We start from the raw sequence: 23,709 nt of genomic DNA, 5'->3' as shown, positions 1-23,709 counted from the left end.
CGCAATCGGCACCCCCCGAACGGGGGCATAACCGGGTGTATTCCGGGGGTCACCGGGTGAATCACGCCGCGCAACTGGAATGCAGGGCGCGTCGTTCGATTAGCTGAGAATCTGCCGGGTGCCCTCTTTCGCATCCGGCATCTTTCGGGGAGAGGAATCGCTGTGCCGCGTCATGCATCGATGGGTGGTCAACGCCGGAGGTCGGACGTGTCGGTGCGTCAACCGTCACGGTGGATCTCGGCAACGCTGAGCGCGCTCCTGGTGGTGGCGAGCTTGGCAGTGGGCGGCACGGTCGCGATCACCTCTGCTCCGGCGTCCGCGGCGCCCGGCACACCCGGCACCCCGCAGGCGAACACGGTGGTCTTCCAGGAGGGCTTCGAGAACGGCGTGGCGAATGCTCCCGTCGCTTTGACCGCCTACACCGGTGCCGGCGGCGAGAAGTACACGGCTGATGCGGCGTGGCTGACGGGCTGCAACGGGCAGATCCGCAACATGAACACCCCGGCCACCACGCTCGGAAACTGCATCAACGACGTGGAGACCTCCAACCTCGGGCAACTCGCCTACGCCCTCGGCGTCAACAGCGGCTCAGCCACCCCTGCCGCGAACCACGCGGTGACGGCGTACACCGAAGGGAACCCGGGCGCGAACGGAGTCGAGTTCCGCACGATCAACAATCTCCCGCTCGCCTCGGCGTCCGGACGGTTCCTCACTTTCAGCGTCGACGGTTCGGCCGTGAACTGCCAGGTGTCGGCTCCGCAGTACCAGTTCGCATTCATCAACCAGGCGGGCACTGCGACGAACGTCGGCGGCGTCATCAATGCATGCACCTCGACCAAGACGGTCACCGTCCCTGCATACGGCACTCTGGCCGCGCGGGCGGTCAACGTCGGGACCTACACGTCCACCGGATCCGTCCTCTTCAACGGTTCCACCCTGGGGATCCGGATGACGAACGCGAACGGTTCGGGTACCGGCAACGACGCTGCGTTCGACAACATCCGCATCCTGGATGTCACCCCGCAGCTCGACAAGTCCTTCTCCCCGACTTCGATCTACTCCGGACAGACGAGCAAGCTGACCTTCACGGTCACCAACACGTCGGAGCTCGCAGCGAAGAACGGCTGGTCGTTCAGTGACACCTTGCCCGCCGGTGTGACGCTCGCGTCGCCGACGGCTGCGGCCACCACCTGCCCGGCAGGCGTCGTCACCGCAGCCGCGGGTGGCACCACGGTCGGCGTGACGGGCAACCTCACCGCTGGGATGCAGTCCTGCACTGTGACCGTCAACGTCACTGCCACGACGCCCGGCAGCTACACCAACGGCCCGGCGAACGTCACCGAGACCGGGCTGAATCCGCCGGCCGACACCACGCTGACCGTCACCACCCCGCCGGTGTGGACCTGCACGGCTTTCGGCTACCTGTTCCAAACGCCCGATGCCGCGACCCACCAGATCGTTCAGGTCGACCTGGCCACGGGTGCCAACTCGGTGTCGGGCTCGACTCCCGACAACGTCAACGCTGTCGGCTACAACATCCTCGACAACTTCGTCTACGGGTTCGCCATCTCGGGCCCCTACGCGGGCCACTTGGTCAAAGTCGCCGGAGACGGCGCGGAGATCGACCTGGGTCTGCCCACAGGTATCGCCGGCACTGCAGGCTTCAACGTCGGGGACGTCGACAATCAGGGTCACCTCTGGGTGACCACGTCCGCCTTCGACGCTCCGTGGTTCCAGATCGACGTCGCACCGGGATCGCCCACGTACGGCCAGGTGCTCTCCTCCGGCACCCGCAGCACCCCGGCCGGGTGGTCGACCATCGGGTCGGACTGGACCTTCATCAACGGCACGTTCTACTCCATCGGGCTGAACAGCGCCACCGGAGCGAATTCGCTCATGGCCTTCAGCCCTGTCACTCACACCTCGACCGTCGTGGGCGCCCTGCCCGGTGTGACGAGCCTGACGGTCGGTGCAACCTATGCCGACGCGTCCGGTTATCTCTACGCGTCCGACAACACCACCGGCCGCATCTACCGCATCGATCCAGCGACCCGCGCCACCATCCTCGTGGCCAATGGACCGGTGTCGGGTGGGAACGACGGAGCCCGCTGTGCAACGGCTCCCATCCCGACCATCACCGTCGTCAAGAACGTCGGGGGCCGCGTGCAGCCGGCCGACCAGTTCACCGTCGGCCTCAAGAACGCCGCCGGCACGGCCCTGACGGCGGCCACGACGACCGGGACGAACACGACCGCGTCGACCACGAACTGGCCGGTGTCGCAGGGTGCGACCTACACGATCACGGATGCGATGGCGGCCGGATCGCCGGACGCGCTGTCCTCCTACGCCCCGACGATCGTGTGTGTCGACGGCAACGGCAACCCAGCCACTACCGGCGGCGGGACCTCGGCCTGGACGCTGACCGTCGCGGCCGCGACCGCCTACACCTGCACGGTGACGAACACGCCGAACCAGCCCTCCTACACCGTGTCGAAGTCGGCCTCCGCATCGAGCGTGAAGGCGGGTGGCACGATCACCTACACCGTGACCGTGACCAACACGGGGACGGTGCCCTACACGGCAGCGAACCCGGCCTCCTTCACGGACAACCTGGCCCGGGTGCTGGATGACGCCGCCTACAACGGGGACGCCAGCAACGGCGCCACGGTGAGCGGCAACATCCTCTCCTGGTCGGGCCCGCTCGCTGTGGGCGCGACCGCGACGATCGCTTACTCGGTGACCGTGCGGACCCCGGACAACGGCGACCACATCCTGACGAACGCGGTCATCCCCGGCACCGGTGGAACGTGTGTCACTCCGGGCGACTGCACGACCAACACGCCCGTGCAGTCGTACAGCGTGTCGAAGACGGCGAATGCCAACCAGGTCATCCCGGGCGACGTCATCACCTACACGGTCACGGTGACGAACACCGGACAGACCGACTACACCGCCGGGGACCCGGCGACCTGGTCGGACGACCTCTCCGCTGTGCTGGATGACGCCACCTACAACGGGGATGTCTCCGGCGGCGCAACCTACACCGCTCCCACGCTCGCCTGGTCGGGCCCGCTCGCGGTCGGGGCGACGACCACCTTCACGTACTCGGTGACGGTCAACAACCCGGACACCGGTGACCAGAAACTGCGCAACGCGGTGGTGACCCCGGTCGACGGCGGCTGCCCCGCCGGCTCGACCGACCCGGCTTGCGTGGTCGAGATCCCGTCCGGCTCCTACACGGTGGCGAAGTCGGCCAGCACCACGCTCGTGCAGCCGGGCGACACGGTCACCTACACGGTGACGGTGACCAACACCGGCGACACCGACTACACCGCGGCGCAGCCTGCCGGCTTCACCGACGACCTCTCGGGCGTCCTGGATGACGCGTCCTACAACGGGGATGCCAGCAACGGCGCCACGGTCACGGGGACGAACCTGACGTGGTCCGGCCCGCTCGCGATCGGTCAGACCATCGTCGTCACCTACTCGGTCACGATCGACGACCCGGACACCGGCGACAAGTCCGTCCGCAACACCGTGCGGGCGACGGTCCCCGGTGGCGGCTGCGACCCGGCCGGCGACTGCTCGACCGTCACCCCGGTCCGTACCTTCAGCGTGGCGAAGGCCTCGAGCCCGGCCGGCAACGTGAATCCAGGCGACGTGGTCACCTACACGGTGACGGTGACCAACACCGGAACCGGCGACTTCACCGCCGCGGAGCCCGCCTCGTTCGCCGACGACCTGACTGCAGTGCTGGATGACGCCGCCTACAACGGCGACGCCAGCGGTGGTGCCACGGTCGCCGGGAACACTCTGTCCTGGTCCGGCCCGCTTGCCGTAGGGGCGACGAGCACGATCACGTATTCGGTGACGGTCGATGACCCGGACACCGGCGACAAGGTGCTCCGAAACGCGGTCGTCCCCGGTGACGGCGGCGACTGCGCCACCCCGGGCAGCTGTGGAACCACCAACGAGGTGGCGTCGTACAGGCTGACGAAAACCTCGTCCCCGGCCGGCGCCGTCGCTCCGGGCACCAAGGTGACCTACACGGTCACGGTGACGAACACGGGTGCGGCGGACTACACGGCCGCCAACCCCGCCTCGTTCGACGACGACCTCACCGCGGTGCTGGACGACGCGACCTACAACGGCGACGCCACCAACGGCGCCACCTACACCGCACCGACCCTGAGCTGGTCGGGAGCCCTGGTGGCCGGCGCCACTCAGACGATCACCTACTCGGTGACTGTCAACACTCCGGATGCCGGTGACCACACGCTGAACAACGCGGTGGTGCCGACCGACCCCGGCGGTGACTGCGAGACACCGGGCGACTGCACCACCACCAATCCGGTGAAGTCGTTCACGGTCGCCAAGACCGCCTCCGCCACCCAGGTGAACCCCGGCGATGTCCTCACCTACACGGTGACGGTCACGAACACCGGCCAGGCGGACTACACCGCGGCAGCTCCTGCGTCGTTCCACGACGACCTGACCGCGGTGCTGGATGACGCCACCTACAACAGCGACGCCAGCAACGGCGCCACCGTCAACGGTGTCACCCTGACCTGGTCCGGTCCCCTGGCCATCGGGGCCACGCAGACGATCACCTACTCGGTGACCGTGAAGAACCCCGACAACGGCGACCACCAGCTCACGAACGCCGTCGCGCCGGAGGGGCCGGACGGCAGCTGCGTCACGCCCGGTGACTGCACCACCAACACGCCGGTCCAGTCCTACACGGCCACCAAGACCGCGGACACCAACGTCGTGAACCCCGGGGGAGTCATCACCTACACGGTCACGCTGGTGAACACCGGCAAGGCCGATTACACGGCGGCCGCCCCGGCGACCTTCAGCGACGACCTGTCCGGTGTGCTGGATGACGCGACCTACGACAACGACGCCACCGGCGGTGCGACCTATGCTGCACCGACCCTGTCGTGGTCGGGTCCGCTGGCCGTCGGCCAGACCGTGACGGTGACCTACTCGGTGACCGTGAACGACCCGGACACCGGCGACTCGGTCCTGCCGAACACCGTGGTGACGGGCACCGGCGGCAACTGCGAGGTCGGCTCGAACGACCCGGCCTGTAGCGTGATCGTCCCCTCCGGCTCCTACACGGTGTCCAAGGCCGCATCCAGCAGCACCGTGGACCAGGGCGGAAAGGTGACCTACACGGTCACCGTGAAGAACACCGGCCAGGTGGATTACACCGCCGCCGACCCGGCGTCCTTCACCGACGACCTGTCGGCAGTGCTGGACGACGCCACCTACAACGGCGATGCCAGCAACGGCGCCACTGTCACCGGGACCGACCTGACCTGGTCGGGACCGCTCGCCGCAGGCGCCACGGTCACCATCACCTACTCGGTGACAGTGAAGGGCGCGGACGCCGGCGACAAGGTGCTGAACAACTTCGTCCGTCCGACCTCCGACGGCGGAAGCTGCACGGTCGACTGTGCGACGACCACGCCGGTCCGTTCGCTGCTTGCTACCAAGACGGTGGACAGCACCAGCACCGCCCCCGGTAAGAAGGTGACCTACACGATCACCCTCACCAACACCGGTAAGGCCGACTACACGGCGGCCGCCCCGGCGACCTTCACCGACAACCTGTCGGCTGTTCTCGACGATGCGACCTACAACAAGGACGCGACCGCCGGCGCCGTCTACGCAGCACCCGTCCTGTCCTGGGCCGGACCGCTCGCAATGGGTGCAACGCAGACCGTCACCTACTCGGTCACGGTGAACAACCCCGACAAGGGTGACCACGCGCTGAAGAACGCGGTCCTCACCCCAGGCGGGACCTGTGTGACCGGCGCGGAGCCGGGCTGCTCGACCACGACCAAGGTCAGCGACCCTAACCCGCCGGCGCCGGCGTTCCTGGCCTCCACAGGAATCGGGGACTGGCTGAGCATCGCGGGCATCTCGGCGCTCGCACTGATCGCGGCCGGAGCCGGTATCGCGTTCAGCCGCCGCCGCCGCAACGCCTAGCAGCCGCCTGACGGGTGGGTGGGCCGACGCTCCCCAGCGCTTCGGCCCACCCACCACCCTGAACGGAAACACCATGCGCGCAACCCTTGTCAAAGCCATTCTCTCCACCCTCGTTGCTGCCACGCTGCTGACGGGGGCAGCCCCGGTCACCGAGGCCGCACCTGCCGCGCAGCTTTCGGTCACGCTGAAGAGCAGCGAGAAGACGGTCACTGCCGGCGACTCCGTCACCTACACCGGCCAGGTCAAGAATCTGGGCGAGGCCGATGCGGACGTCAGGATCGTGCTGGACGCGCCGCCCTACGTGAAGCTCTCCGACACAGAGGGCGCAACCGTCGAGAAGAATCAAGCGACCTGGAGCACCAAGATCGCTACGGCCAAGACGACCTCGTTCACCCTCACGGCGACGATCGGGAAGATCCCCACTACCGAACGCCGGGTCACCACGCTCGCCAGCGTCTACGTGGGCGACTCCCCGTCGCCGGTCGTGCGCACCGCCGATGCCAGCTTCATCACCGGTGTCATCGACACGCCCGGAGGAAAACACACCAGCAAGCCTGCAGCGCAGAGCAGCACGCAGTTGGCCGTGGTCGGCTGGAGCATCGCCGGGGGCGTCCTCCTTGTCCTGGCGATCCTCGCCGCCGTCACCCTCTCCCTGCGACGTCGGCGCGGTCAGCGCTCACGGAACTCGGCGTAACCCACCTCCGTCGAGTACACCGAGATTGCACGCGAATCACCCTGTGCGCGTGCAATCTTCGTGTACTCGATGGTGTCTACGATGACAGCGTGCTCGATCACAACGAGGTTGTTCGCCTGTACGGCCCGTGGAGAAGCCGGACCCCGCAGGATGCGGCGGCTCAGCTTGCCGGCTACGGCGGGCAGTGGTGGGTCGCCGGGGGTTGGGCAATGGATGCGTTCGTGGGATCGACGCGTGAGCACGGCGATCTCGATATCGGGATACCACGGGAATCGCTCCATGAATTCGTCGATTTCATCTCTCCCGAGTTGGATGCATGGGCGGCCGCCGGGAGTCTGACCCCTTTGCTCGGCGGCTCGGCACAGCACCTTCCCGAGGGCGTCGGCAACGTGTGGTTGCGGCCAAGCGGAGCCCATCCGTGGGAGTACGACGTGATACTGGAATCCGTGGAGGGCGGTACCTGGATCTTCAAGCGAGATGAGCGGGTGACGCGGCCTCTGATCGACTGTCTCTGGGAGCACCACGGTGTGACGTACCTCCGGCCAGAAGTACAGCTGCTCCTGAAGGCGAAGAATGCCCGGCCGAAGGATGACCGCGATTTCGAGCGCAGCCTTCCCCTACTGGATGCGAGCAATCTCGGCTGGCTCGGCAGAGCCCTCCTCACCGCGCATCCTGAGCATCCATGGATCGAGCGCATCGATCGGCAGCTCCAACGACACCCTGACGGCCCCGCGCCCCGAGGCCCCTGATCCGCGGAATCAGCCGGAGGCGGCGGGCGCCGTCGTCGGCGGGGGCGACTGCAGCGCCTGCGGGATGAGTTTGCGCACGTCCTCCGGCTGGTTCGACAGCACCACCACATCCACTCGACGGTTCTGCGCGAAGTCGTTGTCGGTGGTGCCGGTGAAGCCGGCGACCGGCCGGGCCGAGCCGAAGCTGACCGCCGCGATGCGCTCCTGCGGGTAGCCGTTCACCTCGACGAGGTGACGCAGCACGCTGGTCGCGCGTCCGGCCGAGAGCTCCCAGTTGGTCGGGTAAGGGGCGCCCGGCTGGCGGAGGTCGGCGTGACCCTCGACGGAGACGCTGTAGGCGGTGGGCGCGAGCACTGGGCCGATGTCGTTCAGCACCGCGACCGCGCGGGCACTCAGCTCGGCCCGGTTGGAGTCGAAGAAGGTGGAGTTTCCGACCAGGCCGATGGTCAGGCCGCGGGAATCGATCTTCATCTCGACCGCATCCTGGAGGCCGTCGCGGGTGAGGGCCGCCTGGATGACATCCTTCAGGTGCTGGAGGTTCTGCACCTCCTGCTGCGCGAGAGCGAACTCGGTCGACTTGCCGGACTCGTCCACGTGCTTCGGCGGAACGACCACGCCGGATGCCGTGTCCACCTTCTGCGTCTTCACCTGGCCGAAGCCGGTCGCCAGGGAGTCCTTGAGGGCCTCGAACTTCTTCGCATCCACCGTCGACATCGCGAAGAGCACGATGAACATGCACATGAGAACGGTGACCATGTCCATGTAGGAGGCCATCCAGCGCTCCTCGTTCTCGTGCTCCTCGGGCTCTTCGTGCTTCTTCCGACGGCGGGCGGACATGTCAGGCGGCTTCCTCGACGGGATCCTTCGCGCCGCGTGCCGGCTTGCCGCTCTTCGCAGTGGCCTTCTCGGCGTCGCCGTCCGGGATCATGGCACGCAGGCGCTCGCCGAGGAGACGCGGCTGGCTGCCGGACTGCACGGCCAGCACGCCCTCCATGAGCAGGTTCATGCGTTCCACATCCAGCTCGGACAGCCGGCGCAGGCGCGCGCCGAGCGGCAGCCAGAGGAAGTTGGCCGACAGGAGTCCCCAGAGCGTGGCGACGAACGCGCTCGCGATCATAGGACCGAGCTCCCCCGGGTCGGCCAGGTTCTCGAGCACGTGGGTGAGCGAGACGACCGTTCCGATGATGCCGATCGTGGGCGCGTAGCCGCCCATCGCGCTGAAGAACTTCGCGGCGACCCTGTCCTTCTTGGAGCGCGTGGCGATCTCGTCCTCCAGCAGCACGCGCAGTTCGTCGCCGTCGGTGCCGTCGGCGATGTTCTGCAGGGCGCGCTTCAGGAACGGGTCCTCGACACCGTCCGCCTCCTGCTCCATCGCGAGCAAGCCGTTCGCGCGCGCCTTCTCGGCGAGCCCGACGACCTGGTCGATCACCTGCTGCGGCGGCTCGACCTTCCCGCGCAAGGCGCGCGGGAGCGACTTCACCGCCGTGAGGAAGTCCTTGACCGTGCCGCTGGCTACCCCGACCGCGATGGTGGCCCCGAAGACCAGCACCATGGGGGCGGGCAGCAGCAGCGAACTCAGGTGCGCGCCCTCCATCGTCACCATCGCGACGACGGAGCCGAACGCGAGGACGATGCCGATGATCGTTGCCGGGTCCATCTACTTCTTCCTTGCTCGCAGGGGGACAGCGCGGGCCTCGGGGTGAGCCTGAACCGTGTCGTGGTCTTCCAGTCCGGGCAGTGTCACGAGTCCGAGCGGCGGCGCGGGCACGGGGCGCGGGCCGACGGAGGGGAGGTCGTGGGCGAGAGCGATCACACGCGCCCGGTACGCGGCGATCTTCTCGATCACATCGGCCATGGACTCGGTGACGATGAACTTCGCACCGTCCACCATGACGAGTGTGGTGTCCGGACTGGCGTGGATGCGCTCGATGAGGTCGGGGTTGACCGCAAACTGGCTGTCGTTCAATCGGGTGACGACGATCATGGGGGCGAATCCTGGTCTCGGCTCCGGGTGAGCCGTCACGAGCCCACTATCGGCCCACGGCGGTCGGTCGTTAGGGGGACCGCGGGTTGCTAACGGGATCCGGACACCGGCCGATAGTGGGCACCGTGACGACTCTGCAGGCCCCGGCACCGGATGCGCTCGAGGCGCCGGTCTACGACTTCCGGCGGCCGACGACGCTTGCGCGCGAGCACTCCCGGGTGCTCGAGCTGGCGTTCGAGACGTTCGCCCGCCAGTGGGGCACCCAGCTCACGGCGAAGGTGCGCGTGCTCAGCCAGGTGGAGTGCGACTTCGTGCAGATGCAAACGTACGACGAGTACGCGGCGTCGCTCCCGGCCACGACCGCGATGGTGCTGTGCCAGCTGGAGGATGTGGCGCCGAAGGCGGTCATCCAGTTCCCGACCATCGCCGCCCTGTCGTGGGTGAACACGATGCTGGGCGGCCAGGGCACGCCGGTCGACCACGAGCGCACCTTCACGCAGATCGAGCACGCGCTGGTCCGCCGCCTGATGGACGAAGCGCTGGAGGATCTCCGCTACTCGCTCGGCTCCCTGCTGGTGAACGCGATCGCGGTGGACGCGATCCAGTACAACTCGCAGTTCGCGCAGGCGGCGGCGACCTCGGAGCTGATGATCGTGGCCGGGTTCGACTTGCACGTCGGCGAGAACACCGCGCGAGCGACCCTCGCCCTTCCTGCGGTGGCTCTGCTGCCACAGCTCGGCGAGACCAACCCGACCCACAGTACCGAGAACGCGCGTGAGCTGGTGGACGCGCAGCTCGCGCGCGTCCCGGTGGAAGTGGCGCTCCGGCTTGCACCCGCGAGCGTCCGTCCGAGCGTCGTGCTCGGGCTCGCGGTGGGCGACCTGCTTCCGCTGCCGCATCCACAGCATCGGCCCTTCGATCTCACCGTCGGCGGGCAGACCGTCGCCTCGGCCGCTCTCGGCTCGAGCGGCTCGCGTCTCGCCTGCGTCATCACCAACACTGAGGACTGATTCCCATGAGCATGACTATCGCGAACTCCACCGGGCTGTCGCTCGGCCAGGCGCAGGCGGCCGCCGAGGCGCTCTCCCGGGTGCTGCCGACGGGCGCGCCGCTGAGCCCGCTGCTGGCGCAGGGGTCGGAGGTCCACGGTGCGGACCGTGCCGTGGTGGCGACGTTCGTCGGCGCGCCCTCGGCGGACCTCGCCGTGGTGCTCCTCGAGGCTCCGCAGCTGGTGGACGACGGCGCCGACGGCTCGCCGGTGGTGTCGCTTCAGGATGTGCTGCAGCCGGCCCTCGAGGCGGCCAGCGACACGCTCGGCGCCGGTGTGCTCGACGACGCCCGCACGGAGGACGCGGCCGAACTCTTCGCCGACCCGGCCACAACCGTGTTCGCTCTCTCCGGCGCTGCCGGGGTTGCCGGCTGGTTTGCGATCCGCGGTCGCGCATCCGTCGCCGAACGTGCCGGTGCGAGCGCTCTCGGCGGCAAGCTGGGCCGCATCAGCAACGTCGAGATGGCGCTGACCGTCGAGATCGGTCGCACGCGGATGGCCGTGCGCGACGTGCTCGCGATGGAGCCGGGTGCGGTCATCGAGCTCGATCGGTCGGCCGGATCGCCCGCCGACGTCCTGCTCAACGGGCGGCTGATCGCGCACGGCGAGATCGTCGTGGTCGACCAGGACTACGCGGTGCGGATCACCAAGATCCTCGACGCGGCCGCCGACCTGGACTGACTCAGCGGCACTGCCCGGCGACGGCGATCTGCTCGTCGCTGGGGCGCCCGTACGCCTCGATCCCGGAACCTGGGACGTCGAAGCCCATCGAGATCGCCCAGGCGGTGGCCCACATTTCGTCGTTCTGATGGAAAGCAGGCCCGTCGAACAGCGTCCTGCATTCAGGACGCACCACCTGCGAGTGCCCGACCTCGTGCGTGACCAGGGCCTTCGCATTCACGTCGCCGTAGGTCCACCCCTCCTGGATGCTGAAGTTCAGGTCGATGGTCGCCCAGCCGCCGTCGTCGTAGCGGTACTGGGTCGTGCCCGAGTACCAGTCGTCGCCGAGCCCGCTGACCTCCTTGTGCCACTCGAAGTCGAGGGTGACGCCGTGGGCGATCGAGCGTGCGTACGCCTCGATCTGGGCGCGGGTCGGATAGGCCGGGTCCTGCTTGGCCGCCTCGCCGGCCGCCTGCGCGGCGTTGACGCCGTCCACGGCGGTCATGATCGTGAGGAGCTCGGTGCCGTTGGACTGCGATTGCGCCACATCCGACTTGCCGTCGTCGATGGCGTGCCGGAGCGGAATCTTGCTCTCGTAGGTGGCGGAGACATCCGCCGTCAGCACCTGCTCGCCATGCGCGGCCAGCTCCTGGTAGACGGCGGCGTAGCTCTTCGTGACCGCCTTCTGCGCAGCGACCAGAGCCGCGAGCTCCGCCGCTCGCTTCCGCCGCAGGGCGTCCTCCTGGCGGGCCAGCGCCTGCTTGTGCTGGACGTCCGCGAACACGGTCCATGGCAGGAGGTCGAGACCGACCGCGGGCACTTTCGGCGCGTCGAACGTCGCCTGGGTGAGGTTCTTGCTCTTCGCCGTGAGGTCGGCGTCGGCCGCCGCAAGCGCCTTGGCGGTGGCGTCGCCCAGGTAGTCCGGGCGCGGGTGCTGGGTGTACTCGGTGAGGGAGGCGACGGATGCGTGGGCCTTGTCGAGTGCGATCCCCCGGAGGTCGGTGACATCGGACAGCTTGTCCGAGGCCGCCGACAGCTGGTGCGACGCCTCCACGGTGCTCTCGAGCGCGAGCGCGCGCCAGCCGATCCCGGTTCCGATTCCGACGCCCGCCGCGAGCACCACGAAGGCGGTCGTCCACACCCAGACCCTGGCGCGTCCCCGGGGTTTCGCAGGCGAAGGAGTCTCCGCCGCCGGAGGGTTTTCGGGCTGCGCTGAAGTGTCGGCATCGGTCACTGGTGGTTCCCCCCGGAAATGGTCATCGCGTCGAACGGTCCTGCCGTCGGCGAGCACCGTCACCTGTATATGACGGGACGAGGCGCGGATGATGACGGCGCGCCGTCACCGCAGCGGGGTCCATCCCGATGGCAGCGGGCCATCGAGGGCCGCTCGCTCCGCATCCTCGGCCGCAGACCAGCCCTGAGCGGCGGCGGTCGCGTCGAACCCGCCGCGCGCGAAGCGGAACCCGAGGTCCTCGTGCCCGGTACGCGGCGGGCCGCCTCTCCGCACGGAAGCCCGCACGTTCCACGCATCGTCGGCGAAGCCTCCGCCGCGGAACACCCGGTAGTCGCGGTAGCGGCCGGGGTCGAGCAGGTCCCAGCACCACTCCCAGACGTTGCCGAGCGTGTCGAAGAGCCCGTTGAGGTTGGGGAGGCGGAGGCCGACGTCCTGAGGTGCGCTGAGGCCGTCCGCACTGGTCCACGCCACCTCCGTCAGCAGGCCGTAGTGCGGGGCGGTCGAGCCGGCGCGGCAGGCGTACTCCCACTCGGCTTCCGTCGGCAGGCGGTAGCCGTCCGCGTCCACGTGCCAGGTGACGTCCTCACCGTCGAACGTGTATGCCGGGTCCAGCCCCTCCCACTCGGATGCCGCGTTGCAGATCCGCACGGCGCGCAGCCAGCTGATCCCGGTCGCGGGTCGTCGCGGGTGAGGCGAGGGCACTCCGATCAGCTCGGCGACTTCTGCTTCGGTCGCAGCGAAGGTGCCCAGCTCGAACTCCTCGAGCTCCACCATCCGGCGCAGCTTCCGCCGCGCATCGTGCAGCTGGACGCTCCCCGCCGGTATCCGAGCCATCTCGATGTCCACCCCCTCAGCCTTTCACCTCGCACGACCGTGTTTCGCCGCGCGGGAGCTAACGGGAGCGGGCGGGCGGTCGATAGTGCGGGACGTGGAGACCCTGTTCATCGCCCTGCGCGTGCTCGTGGTGCTCGGCGTGATCGTGGCCCTGCTCTGGTTCGTGCAGCGCCGGGTCACGAAGGGCCGCAGCTCGGCGCGCCGGCGCCGCGGCAACGCGGTGACGGTCGTGGGCAGGCAGGGCGTCGGCCCCAAGGCGTCGGTCGTCGTCGTGGATGTGGACGGCAACCGCTTCGTGCTTGGCGTCACCGATCGCCAGGTCAGCGTCCTCCACGCCAGTGACCGCCCGCAGGACGCGGACGTCACCCGGCTCAAGCCCGTCCGTGAGGTGGAGGCCAGGAACGGCACTACCGGCGAGACCGACACCAGCACCATCAGCACGACACGCACCACCAGCACCACCTCCAGGCAGGATGCCGACTTCCTCACGGCGCAGGGACGCGCCTCGCTCTTCGACGAGGCACTCAAAGGCTCGATCCTGTCCCCGGCAACGTGGCGTCAGGCGAGTTCGGCGGTGCGGCCCAAGAAGTGACGCGCGCCGGGCGGCTGCCCCGCCTCGCGCTCGCCTGCGCACTGGTCGCGGTGATCGCGATCGCCATCGTCCTGCTGGGCGCGAACGCCGCGCACGCGGTCCCGACGCCCGTCCCGACCCCGACCGGTCCGACCGGCCCGGACGGCGGTACCGGCGGCATCACCCTCGACATCAACGGCCCGAACGGCACGCCCAGCGCCGCCATCCTGACTCTGCTCGGGATCACGGTGCTCTCGGTGGCGCCCGCGCTGCTGCTGATGATGTCGTCGTTCACCAAGATCTTCGTGGTGCTCGCGATCACGCGGAACGCGCTCGCGCTTCCGTCCATCCCGCCGAACCAGGTGCTCGCGGGCCTCTCGCTCTTCCTCAGCCTGTTCATCATGAGCCCGGTGCTCGTGGACATCAACAACACGGCGGTTCAGCCCTACCTCGCCGGTCACATCGACTTCACAGCGGCGATGCACGCGGCCGAAGCGCCGTTGCGCGGCTTCATGTCGGCGCACACCCGCGAGGAGGACATCGCGCTGATGACCCGCGCGGCGGGCCGGCCGAACCCGCACGATGTCAGCGGCGTGCCGATGCTCACGCTCATCCCGGCGTTCATGATCTCCGAGCTGCGCGCGGCGTTCATCATCGGCTTCGTCATCTTCGTGCCGTTCCTGGTGATCGACATGGTGGTCTCCGCCGCGCTGATGTCGATGGGCATGATGATGCTCCCGCCGGTGATGATCTCGCTGCCGTTCAAGATCCTGCTGTTCGTGCTGGTGGACGGCTGGGGGCTCATCATCACGAGTCTCATCACGAGCTACAGAGGTGGCGGATGAACCCGAACGCGGTCCTCGACATCGCCATGCAGGGGCTCATGGTCACCGCGAAGCTCGCGGCGCCGATCGTCATCACGGCCCTCGTCGTCGGCTTCGCCATCTCGCTCGTCCAGTCGATCACGCAGATCCAGGAGGTCACGCTCTCCTTCGTGCCGAAGGCGGCGGCGGTCGCGATCGCCCTGCTGATCTGCGGACAGTGGATGATCTCCGAGCTCGTGACGTTCACCCACGTGCTGTTCGACAAGATCCCGCAGTTGCTGGGCGGTGGCTGATGAACATCCCCATCGACGTAGGGCTCATCGAGGCGGTCGCTCTGGCGTCGCTGCGCATGGTCGCGTTCCTCGTCATCGCCCCGCCGTTCTCGTACAACGGCTTCCCCGCCCAGGTGAAGGGGATGCTCGCGATCGGCCTGGCGATCGCCGTCGCGCCGCGCGTCGGGGCGGGCTACCACTCGGGCGACACGGGCGCCTTCATACTCGGGATGGTCCGTGAGCTCGCCGTCGGGGCGACGCTCGGATTTCTCGTGTTCCTCGTCTTCGCCGCGATCCAGTCGGCCGGCAACCTCGTCGACCTGTTCGGCGGCTTCCAGCTGGCGCAGGCGTTCGACCCGCAGTCGATGATCAACGGCGCCCAGTTCACCCGGATGTTCCAGCTGACCGCCCTCGCACTGCTGTTCGCGTCGGGCGGCTACCAGCTCATCATCGGCGGCCTGGTGCGCACGTTCGACGCCATCCCACTGGCCGCCGGAATGGACCTGGCCGACCCGGTCAAGGAGATGGTGAGTGGCGTTACGCAGATGTTCGTCGCGGCCCTGCAGATCGCGGGTCCGCTGATCGTCGTGCTGTTCCTGGCGGATGTGGGCCTCGGCCTGCTGACGCGCGTCGCCCCCGCGCTCAACGCGTTCTCGCTCGGCTTCCCCCTGAAGATCATGCTCACGGTCGTGCTCTCCTCCATCGTGTTCGTGGCCCTGCCGGGCGTGGTGTCCGGCCTCACCGACACCGCCGTCAAGATCATGCTGGGGGTGGGCGGGTGAGCGACGCGCAGGAACGCACCGAACAGGCGACCGAGAAGCGGATGAAGGAGGCGCGCTCCAAGGGCCGCCTCAGCAAGTCGTCCGACCTCACCGCCTGGGTCGGCGTCGGAGCCGCCGCAGTGATGCTCCCGTTCACCCTGCAGGCCGGCAGTACGGCGGCGATCGAGCAGCTGTTCAGCATCCGCTCGGTCATCGAGAGCCCGGACCCGGCCAAGGCGGTCACCGCGCTCGGCGACGGTCTCGGCAGCATCATGGCGACCATCGGACCGCTCCTCGGCGTGGGGGCGCTCGCCGTGGTGGGCGCGGCGGCGGTGCAGGGCGGCATCCACTTTAAGAAGCTCGAGGGCAAGTACGAGCAGTTCAACATCGTCAAGGGCATCGGCCGGGTGTTCGGGATGCGCGCGCTGTGGGAGGGCGCGAAGACGCTCCTGAAATCGGGAGTGGTGGCGATCGGGCTGTTCCTGGTGGTGCAGGGCCTCATGCCGGTGCTGCTCACCTCCGGATCGATGCCGCTCGCCTCGCTGCTCTCCGCCGCGTCGGGGGGCACGGCAGGACTCCTCCAGGCCGCCATCGGCGCCGGTCTCGTTCTCGCCGGACTCGACGTGCTCGTCGTGATGCGACGGAACCGCAAGCACACGCGTATGAGCAAGCAGGAGATTCGCGACGAGAACAAGAACAGCGAGGGCGACCCGCTGGTCCGCTCCCACCGCCGTTCGCGTCAGCTCGCGATGAGCCGCAACCGCATGATCGCGGCGATCGGGAGTTCGGATGTGGTGCTCGTGAACCCGACGCACATCGCCGTCGCCGTGAAATACGAGCCGGGCAAGTCGGCCCCGCGCGTGGTCGCGAAGGGCTCAGGCGCGATCGCCCTGCGCATCCGGGAGAAGGCCGAGGAGGAACGCGTGCCCATCGTCAAGGACATCCCGCTCGCCCGGGCGCTCCACGCCGGCTGTCAGATCGGCGACGAGATCCCGGTCGAGCTGTACAACTCCGTCGCGCGGGTTCTCGCGTTCGTCATGTCGCTGAAGCAGCGCGGCTCGTCCGCGGGCATCCACACCATGCGACCCCAGCTGCAGGGAGGGCTCTCGTGAAGCCGAACAAGGGACTCGCCGCCAAGGTCGCCGTGCCGATCGGGGTCGTCGGCATCATCATGCTGCTGGTCGTGCCGGTGCCGTCGTGGATGCTCGACCTGCTCATCATCGTCAACATCATGCTGGCGCTGGTCGTGCTGCTCACGACGATGTTCGTCAAGAAGCCGCTCGACTTCTCGGTGTTCCCGTCGCTGCTGCTGGTGGCGACGCTGTTCCGGCTGGGGCTCAACGTCGCCTCCACCCGGCTCGTGCTGGGGGACGGGTTCGCCGGACAGGTCATCCAGGCGTTCGGGCACGTCGCCGTCGGCGGCTCGATCATCATCGGCGCGGTGGTGTTCCTCATCCTCGTCGTCATCCAGTTCATCGTCGTCACCAAGGGCGCCGAGCGCGTCGCCGAGGTGGGCGCTCGCTTCACCCTCGACGCGATGCCGGGTAAGCAGATGGCGATCGACGCCGACCTGAATGCGGGACTCATCACGGAGGAGCAGGCGCGCGCACGACGTGCGGAGGTGTCCGCGGAGGCCGACTTCTACGGCGCGATGGACGGCGCGTCGAAGTTCGTGAAGGGCGACGCGATCGCGGGCATTCTGATCATCGTCATCAACGTCGTCGGCGGCATCGCGATCGGGATGATCCAGCGCGGCATGGAGCTCGGCGACGCCGTGAACTCGTACACGCTGCTGACCATCGGAGACGGTCTGGTGTCGCAGATCCCGGCCCTGCTGATGGCGGTGTCGACAGGCATGATCGTGACCCGGTCGAACGCCGAGTCGGACATGGGGACGACCGCGAGCAACCAGCTCAGCCAGTCGCGGAACGCGCTGATGATCGCGGGATGCGCGGCGATCGTGATGGCGCTCATCCCCGGTATGCCGCCCATCCCGTTCGTGCTGGTCGGGGCGTTCCTGATCTTCGCGTCGCAGCGGATCAAGACCTCGCAGGCCGCCGCCAAGAAGGCGCAGGCCGCGCAGAACGCGGTCGCGACGGCGACGAAGTCGGAGACGACGGAGGACCTCATCGAGCAGATGCGGGTGCACGCGCTCGAGATCACACTCGCGCCGGACCTCGTGGACATCGTCAGCGGCGCCTCCGACGACCTCCTCGCCCGGGTGCGGGCGCTGCGGCGCAAGATCGCGCTCGAACTGGGCGTCATCGTGCCGCCGGTCCGCACCCGCGACAGCGCCGAGCTGCCGCCGTCGACCTACGTCATCAAGATCGCCGGCGTGGAGTCCGGCCGCGGACAGGCGCCGTCGGGCCGGGTGCTCGCGCTCGGCGACGCCCTCGACAACCTGCCAGGCACCCCGACGGTGGAGCCGGTGTTCGGCCTGCCTGCGAAGTGGATCCCGTCGGAGATGCGGCACAGCGCGGAACTCGGCGGCGCGACGGTGATCGACCGCGTCTCCGTGCTCATCACGCACCTGTCGTCAATCATCACGTCGAACGCCGCGCGCCTGCTGACCCGGGAGGATGTGCGCCTGCTGACCGAAGGGGTCAAGCAGGTGAACCCGCCCGCGGTGGAGGAGCTCATCCCGGCCCTGCTGTCGCTGGCGGAGGTGCAGCGGGTGCTGCAGGGCATGCTCGCGGAGCAGGTTCCGATCAACGACCTGCCGCGGATCCTGGAGGCGCTGACGCTGCGCGCGAAGGTGTCGAACGACCCGGAGGGGCTCGTGGAGGCCGCGCGAGCGGCTCTCGGGCCAGCGGTGGTGGCGCCGCACATCGACGCGGGGACGCTGCGCGTCATCATGATCGACCCGGGGCTGGAGCAGTCGATGCTCGAAGGGCTGCGGCCGTCCGAGTCCGGCACGCAGATCGTGCTCGACCCGGTGCGGCTGGAGGCTGTACTGGCGTCCGTTCGGGACACCGCCGGGCGGCTCGACGAGGCCGGGATCTCGGCGGTGCTCGTGTGCGCGCCGGCGCTCCGGCCGGCGATCCGGCGGCTGGTCGCCGGGCAGATCGCGGGACTCGCCGTGCTGTCGTACCAGGAGGTGACGGCCGTGCAGGCCGCGATCGAGACCGTGGGGGTGGTCCGCGGTGCGGAGTCGATCGCGGCCTGAGTGGGTCGACGGCGACGAGGAGGTGCTGCCGGCCGTCTCGACCTCGTCGCTCGCCTTCCAGGCGGTGCTCGACGACCTGGTGCGCGCGGTCGACGCGCCCGAGCTGGCGCCGTCGCCGGCGCCTGGGGTAGCCCCTCTCGCGTCCGACCACCTCCCGTCCGACCTCGCTCTTCCCGTCCCTCCCGCTTCCGTCCCTCCCGCCCCTCCGATCTCCGCGCCTCCCACCCCCGACGAGGCCGTGAGTGGTGAGTCGTGGCTGGAATCCGCGGCGAGTGGTGACATCTTGTCGCGACTCGACGAGGTGGGGATGGAGGTGGGGAGCGCCGGGGCGCCGCTCGCGCGGTTGCGGGGGCGCGGCGACCTCACGCTCGTGGTGGGACTCGGTGCCGACGCGGATGCCGCCGCCCGCGTGCTGGCGGCCTCCGCCGACGCGGGCGCCGAGGTGCAGCGCCTCGCCGACCGCCGTGACGCCCTCGCGACCCGGGCTGACGGCGTGCGCCGCGGCATCCCCGTGGTGGCGACCTTCGCGCTGAGCGGCCCTACCGCTGTACCGGACGTCGCCGCCCAGCTCGCCGGCATCGCCCCCGATCAGGTGTGGGTCGCCGTTGACGTCTCCCGCACGTACGACGACACGGCCGCCTGGGTGCGGGCGGTGGATGCGGTGCTCGCGGTGGACGCGGTCGCCGCGACCGGCGCATCCTTCACCGCATCGCCGCACACCGTCCACCGGCTCGGCTTGCCGGTGCTCTGGCTGGACGCGCCGCCCGGCGGATAGGCTGGAGCGATGCTGGTATTGACACGCAAGGCGGGGGAGCGGGTGCTCATCGGCGACGACATCGTCGTGACGATCCTCGAATCCCGTGGTGACGGCGTCCGCATCGGCATCGATGCGCCGCGCGGCATCCGCATCCAGCGCGACGAAGTGGTGAAGGCGGTCACCGAGGCGAACCAGGAGGCGACCGAGGGCGCGGCCGGCACCGACGACGCTGCGGACCTCATCAAGAAGTCCCTCGGGCTCTGACCGTTCACCCAGCAGAACCGAGATAGTTTACGTATGTGAACGATCTCTCCTTCGATCCCGCCCGTACCGCGCTGCTCATCATGGACCTGCAGAACGGGATCCTCGCCCGGCATCCTGACGGCGACGCTTTCGTCACCGCCCTCGTCCGGACCCGCGAGGCCGCGCGTGCCGCCGGGATGACCGTCGGCTACGTGCGGGTGGCGCTCACCGCGGAGGAGGCCGAGCACGTTCCGCCGACCTCGCGATTCGCCGGTGCCGGCGAGCGGCTGAACGCCGGCAGCGCCGGGACGCAGATCGTCGACCGGTTGGCGCCGGCCCCCGGTGAGATCGTCGTCCGCAAGCAGCGCGTCGGCGCCTTCAGCACCACCGACCTCGCCGCGCAGCTGGCGGAGCGGGGGATCGACACGCTCATCCTCACCGGCATCGTGACCTCGGGCGTCGTGCTGTCGACCGTGCGCGACGCCGCCGACCGCGACTACCGCCTGGTGGTGTTGAGCGATGGATGCTGGGATGCGGACCCCGAGGTTCATCGCGTCCTCACCGAGAAGGTGTTCCCGCGCGCGGGCGTGACGGTCGCATCCATCGACGAGTTCGTCACGACGACCGAGTGACGGCCGCCGCGCCGGCCGGCGACGCGCCGACCTTCGCCGCACCGGCCTCGGCCGCGCTTGCTCCCGGCGCAGGCGTGCGGAAGCCGCGAGCTGTGAGGTACACGCCGAGGAACAGCTCCCACACCACCTCCGGCAGCGTCGCCAGCACCGACCATGCCGACAGCTGCGTATAGAGCCCGAACATCACGGCGATACCAGAGAGCGACACCAGCGGGCCGCCGATGATCCCGAACCAGGCCCAGCCGCGCGGCAGCAGGCGGGCGCGGTGCAGCATCCAGCCGAGGATCAGGCCGTTGCCGATGCCGACGACGAAACCTGGGCCGAGGAGGAACGTCCAGCCATGCAGGGCCACGAGCGCCTGCGAGACGACGAGCAGGGCAGCATCCGCGCCGTTCGTGGGCGGTCCGTCCTGACGAAGGGTGACCACGGTGAGCAGGCTCAGGATGCCGACGCCGATCAGCGTGCACTCCATGACGCGGGCGACCACGTAGGCGAGGGCGAGGGACGGGCTCGTGCGCCGCAGCACCGGGTACAGCACCAGTGCCGTGCCCAGGTTGGCGATGACGAGGGCGATCTCGAGCAGGGCGCCGGCGAGCACGGGGCCGCCCGCTCCCTCGCCGAGCACGTAGTGCGGATCAGTGAGGAGCGGCCCGTACAGCAGCGCGCCCGGGATGGATGTGACGAAGGTGAGCAGGAAGAACACGCCCGCGGCGAGCGAGCGTCGGCGGTCCGGAAGCATGAGAAGGTCCTTTCGGGAGGGCAGGTGTACGGTGTACACCCGCTGTGGATGAGGATAGGTGTACGCTGTACACCATGTCAAGCGATCGGCCGCAGCGTCAGAGCCTCAGCCCGGACAGGGTCATCGACGCCGCACTCGAACTGGCCGACCGCGACGGGCTGGAAGGCCTCAGCATGCGGACGCTCGCGCAGCGCTTCGGCGTCGTCCCGATGGCGCTCTACAAGCACGTGGCCAACAAGGACGAGCTCATCGACGGCATGGTCGACCGCGTCTGGGCGGAGGTGGAGGCGCCGGCTCCGGAGCTCGGCTGGCGGGAGGCGATGCGCCGGCGGTCGATCTCGCTCCGGTCGGCGCTGCTGCGTCACCGCTGGGCTGTGGGGCTGATGGAGGCCCGCATGCGTCCGGGCCGCGCCAACCTCTTCCAGCACAACGCGATGATGGGGGCGCTGCGGCGCTCGGGATTCTCCTTCCGCACCACCGTGCACGTCACGTCAGCGCTCGATGCCTACGTCTACGGTTTCGCCCTGCAGGAGAAGACGCTGCCGTTCGAGAACCCGGAGGAATCGGGAGAGGTGGCCGCCCAGAAACTGGAGGCGACGCCGCCGGAGTTCGCCCAGCACTTCCCGTACCTGCTGGAGGTCGTGTCGGAGCTCGGCGTCGCCGGCTACGACTACGACGAGGAGTTCGAGACGGGGCTCGACCTCATCCTGGACGGCGTCGAGCGGCTCAGGCCCGGGTGGGTCTCGGACGACACCGCCTCGCCAGACACACCTTCCTAACCGCGATCGAAGGAGAATCGGCTGCGAACCATCCGAATCTCCTTCACTACTGCCAATCGAAGGAGAATCGGAGCCCGATCTCCTTCACTTCGCCGGCGGCCAACCACCTGTGTCCGCCGATCGGCGGACACGGATGACATCCGGCCGCCGGTGCCCGCGCCGAGCCCCGACCGCGAGGCTGTGGGTATGAAGTCGTCAACCCTCGCCCTCACCGGGCTCATCTTCGCCGTCTCGATGACGACGATCGACCAGACGATCGTCGCGCTTTCGGCGCCCAGCATCCAGCAGAACCTCGGGCTCAGTCACGACGGGATGCAGTGGGCCGTCAACGTCTACCTGCTCACCACGGCCGCGTTCTTCCTGCTCGGCGGCCGGGTCGCTGACGTCGTCGGACACAAGCGCATGGCGCTGGTCGGCATCGCCGGCTTCGGCATCACCTCGCTGCTGTGCGGTCTCGCGCCGACCGGCGACCTCGCTGAGCCCTGGCTCGTCACGGCGCGTGCCCTGCAGGGCGTGAGCGGCGCGATCATGTTCCCCGCCGCGATCGGCATCGTCGTCGAGGGCTTCGCCCGCGAGAGCCGCGGCCGGGCGATGGCGATCTTCTTCGCGATCACCGGCGCGATGACGGCTCTAGGCCCGATCGCGGGTGGCTACCTGACGCAGTGGACGTGGCGCGCGATCTTCTGGGTGAACGTCCCGATCGCCGTCGCGGCGTTCGCCATCGTCGCAATCGCCGCACGCCCGTCGGTCCGCCGCCACGAGCGCATCGACTGGCTCGGCGCCGCCATCGTCGCAGCCGGGATGGGCCTGGTCGTCTTCGGTCTGCAGCAGGCGAGCCCGTGGGGATGGGACAGCCCGGCGGTCATCGCCTCCCTCGTCCTCGGTGTCGCGCTGCTGGTGCTTTTCGTCGTCGTCCAGCGCCGGAGCTCTGCGCCGTTGATCCGCATCGCCGCCTTCCGCGACCGCGGTTTCACCCTCTCGACCCTCGCGACGCTCTTCGCGTCCGTCGCGTTCATCAGCACGTTCTTCTTCCTGAGCGTCTACGGGCAGGTGTCGTTGCAGCTGTCGGCCGCCGAGACGGGGCTGCTGTTCCTGAAGTTCTTCATCGGGTTCGTGGTGGCCAGCCGGATCGGCTCTGTCAGCTTCGACAAGCGCGGCGCGCGCAGCGTCGTGCTGCTCGGCGGAGTGATTGGGGCGATCGGATTCGGGTGGCTCGCCGTCCGCGCGACGGACCTGACGATCGACGCGCACGCGTTCTTCAACGCCCAGACCTGGCCGATCGTCGTGGCCGGTGCGGGCATCGGCCTCATGTTCAGCCCCGTCTCCACCGACGCGGTCAACCGCGCGATCGGCGCGAGCTACGGCGAGGTCAGCGCCATCTCGCAGACGATGAAGAACTTCGGCGGCGCCCTCGGCCTCGCCGTGTTCACCACGGTCGTCACCTCCCGCCTGACCGATCTGCTGACCGCCTCGTTCGCGAAGTTCGGCGGAACGGCGGCGGATGCGCAGACCGCGGTCGACCGCATCAGCGGCGCGAAGGGCAGCGGCCACTCGCTCGCGAACGTGCCCCAGGCCATCCAGGACCAGATCCTGCACGCCGTCCGCGCGGACTACGCCTCGGCCGTGCAGTGGGCGTTCTGGGGCATGGCGGCCGCGATGGTGGCCGTCGCGATCATCGGCGTCTTCTACCCGGCAGGGCGAACCTCCCTGCCGGAGGAGCCGGTGCGCGCGGCCGACGGCAGCGAGCAAGCGGCTACAGTCTGAT

At 68.9% G+C, this 23,709-nt stretch carries 22 protein-coding genes; 16 read left to right on the top strand and 6 right to left on the bottom strand.

The window, feature by feature from the left end; translation table 11 throughout:
- Positions 1–207 precede the first annotated feature (207 nt).
- The 3 genes from AB7E03_RS12910 (at position 208) to AB7E03_RS12900 (ending at position 7,440) form a co-directional block, all read left to right on the top strand.
- Positions 208–5,997, top strand: a complete 5,790-nt coding sequence (locus AB7E03_RS12910; protein ID WP_489941796.1) for a DUF7927 domain-containing protein — start codon at positions 208–210, stop codon at positions 5,995–5,997.
- Between the two features lie 73 nt (positions 5,998–6,070).
- Positions 6,071–6,691: a hypothetical protein gene (locus AB7E03_RS12905; protein ID WP_489941795.1), complete on the top strand. Its 621-nt coding sequence runs from the start codon at positions 6,071–6,073 to the stop codon at positions 6,689–6,691.
- A gap of 89 nt (positions 6,692–6,780) precedes the next feature.
- On the top strand, positions 6,781–7,440 hold the full coding sequence (locus AB7E03_RS12900) for a nucleotidyltransferase domain-containing protein (protein ID WP_489941794.1): 660 nt from the start codon (positions 6,781–6,783) through the stop codon (positions 7,438–7,440).
- Positions 7,441–7,449: 9 nt separating this feature from the next.
- Here AB7E03_RS12900 and AB7E03_RS12895 read toward each other — a convergent pair whose 3' ends face one another.
- The 3 genes from AB7E03_RS12895 to AB7E03_RS12885 are packed head-to-tail and all read right to left on the bottom strand — an operon-like array spanning position 7,450 to position 9,424.
- A complete protein-coding gene (locus AB7E03_RS12895) occupies positions 7,450–8,277 on the bottom strand; it encodes a flagellar motor protein MotB (protein WP_489941793.1) in 828 nt (275 codons plus the stop codon).
- A 1-nt stretch (position 8,278) separates the two neighbouring features.
- Positions 8,279–9,097: a motility protein A gene (locus AB7E03_RS12890; protein ID WP_489941792.1), complete on the bottom strand. Its 819-nt coding sequence runs from the start codon at positions 9,095–9,097 to the stop codon at positions 8,279–8,281.
- Positions 9,098–9,424, bottom strand: a complete 327-nt coding sequence (locus AB7E03_RS12885; RefSeq protein ID WP_489941791.1) for a flagellar FlbD family protein — start codon at positions 9,422–9,424, stop codon at positions 9,098–9,100.
- Positions 9,425–9,549: 125 nt separating this feature from the next.
- Between AB7E03_RS12885 and AB7E03_RS12880 the strand changes: the two genes are divergently transcribed.
- Positions 9,550–10,434, top strand: a complete 885-nt coding sequence (locus tag AB7E03_RS12880) for a flagellar motor switch protein FliM (RefSeq protein ID WP_489941790.1) — start codon at positions 9,550–9,552, stop codon at positions 10,432–10,434.
- Between the two features lie 5 nt (positions 10,435–10,439).
- The gene (gene fliN, locus AB7E03_RS12875; RefSeq protein ID WP_489941789.1) at positions 10,440–11,153 is read left to right on the top strand and encodes a flagellar motor switch protein FliN; all 714 of its coding nucleotides are present in this window, start codon (positions 10,440–10,442) and stop codon (positions 11,151–11,153) included.
- Between the two features lies 1 nt (position 11,154).
- Here the strand turns inward: fliN and AB7E03_RS12870 are convergent, their stop codons facing one another.
- Complete coding sequence (locus AB7E03_RS12870; RefSeq protein WP_489941788.1) at positions 11,155–12,273, bottom strand: hypothetical protein; 1,119 nt, start codon at positions 12,271–12,273, stop codon at positions 11,155–11,157.
- A gap of 198 nt (positions 12,274–12,471) precedes the next feature.
- Positions 12,472–13,200 (bottom strand): formylglycine-generating enzyme family protein, encoded by a 729-nt coding sequence (locus AB7E03_RS12865; protein WP_489942911.1) that lies wholly within the window; start codon positions 13,198–13,200, stop codon positions 12,472–12,474.
- A 94-nt stretch (positions 13,201–13,294) separates the two neighbouring features.
- Between AB7E03_RS12865 and fliO the strand changes: the two genes are divergently transcribed.
- Genes fliO through AB7E03_RS12820 form a run of 9 tightly spaced genes read left to right on the top strand, consistent with a single transcriptional unit; the run spans position 13,295 to position 20,426 of the window.
- Positions 13,295–13,792, top strand: a complete 498-nt coding sequence (gene fliO / locus AB7E03_RS12860; protein ID WP_489941787.1) for a flagellar biosynthetic protein FliO — start codon at positions 13,295–13,297, stop codon at positions 13,790–13,792.
- Positions 13,753–14,616, top strand: a complete 864-nt coding sequence (fliP, locus tag AB7E03_RS12855) for a flagellar type III secretion system pore protein FliP (protein WP_489941786.1) — start codon at positions 13,753–13,755, stop codon at positions 14,614–14,616. Before fliO ends, fliP begins: the two co-directional genes overlap by 40 nt.
- Positions 14,613–14,888 (top strand): flagellar biosynthesis protein FliQ, encoded by a 276-nt coding sequence (gene fliQ, locus AB7E03_RS12850; protein WP_441784167.1) that lies wholly within the window; start codon positions 14,613–14,615, stop codon positions 14,886–14,888. The genes fliP and fliQ overlap by 4 nt, the downstream gene beginning before the upstream one ends.
- Complete coding sequence (locus AB7E03_RS12845) at positions 14,888–15,649, top strand: flagellar biosynthetic protein FliR (protein WP_489941785.1); 762 nt, start codon at positions 14,888–14,890, stop codon at positions 15,647–15,649. The genes fliQ and AB7E03_RS12845 overlap by 1 nt, the downstream gene beginning before the upstream one ends.
- Complete coding sequence (locus AB7E03_RS12840; RefSeq protein WP_489941784.1) at positions 15,646–16,740, top strand: EscU/YscU/HrcU family type III secretion system export apparatus switch protein; 1,095 nt, start codon at positions 15,646–15,648, stop codon at positions 16,738–16,740. Before AB7E03_RS12845 ends, AB7E03_RS12840 begins: the two co-directional genes overlap by 4 nt.
- 59 nt (positions 16,741–16,799) lie before the next feature.
- Positions 16,800–18,794, top strand: a complete 1,995-nt coding sequence (locus AB7E03_RS12835; RefSeq protein ID WP_489942910.1) for a flagellar biosynthesis protein FlhA — start codon at positions 16,800–16,802, stop codon at positions 18,792–18,794.
- Positions 18,772–19,569, top strand: a complete 798-nt coding sequence (locus AB7E03_RS12830; protein WP_489941783.1) for a hypothetical protein — start codon at positions 18,772–18,774, stop codon at positions 19,567–19,569. Before AB7E03_RS12835 ends, AB7E03_RS12830 begins: the two co-directional genes overlap by 23 nt.
- 9 nt (positions 19,570–19,578) lie before the next feature.
- Positions 19,579–19,815, top strand: coding sequence for a carbon storage regulator CsrA (gene csrA, locus AB7E03_RS12825; protein ID WP_441784163.1), 237 nt, complete (start codon positions 19,579–19,581; stop codon positions 19,813–19,815).
- 35 nt (positions 19,816–19,850) lie between these two features.
- Positions 19,851–20,426, top strand: coding sequence for a cysteine hydrolase family protein (locus tag AB7E03_RS12820; RefSeq protein ID WP_489941782.1), 576 nt, complete (start codon positions 19,851–19,853; stop codon positions 20,424–20,426).
- Here the strand turns inward: AB7E03_RS12820 and AB7E03_RS12815 are convergent.
- Positions 20,410–21,165, bottom strand: coding sequence for a DUF4386 domain-containing protein (locus AB7E03_RS12815; RefSeq protein WP_489941781.1), 756 nt, complete (start codon positions 21,163–21,165; stop codon positions 20,410–20,412). The genes AB7E03_RS12820 and AB7E03_RS12815 overlap by 17 nt on opposite strands.
- 74 nt (positions 21,166–21,239) lie before the next feature.
- Here AB7E03_RS12815 and AB7E03_RS12810 point away from each other — a divergent pair, with 74 nt between their 5' ends.
- Both AB7E03_RS12810 and AB7E03_RS12805 read left to right on the top strand, forming a co-directional pair.
- Positions 21,240–21,944: a TetR/AcrR family transcriptional regulator C-terminal domain-containing protein gene (locus AB7E03_RS12810; RefSeq protein ID WP_489941780.1), complete on the top strand. Its 705-nt coding sequence runs from the start codon at positions 21,240–21,242 to the stop codon at positions 21,942–21,944.
- A 186-nt stretch (positions 21,945–22,130) separates the two neighbouring features.
- A complete protein-coding gene (locus AB7E03_RS12805) occupies positions 22,131–23,708 on the top strand; it encodes an MFS transporter (RefSeq protein WP_489941779.1) in 1,578 nt (525 codons plus the stop codon).
- Position 23,709 lies beyond the last annotated feature (1 nt).

It is taken from the genome of Leifsonia sp. RCC_180 (assembly GCF_058138205.1).
Note: the sequence above shows the minus strand (reverse complement) of the source record. Positions and strands in the feature narration are given on the sequence as shown.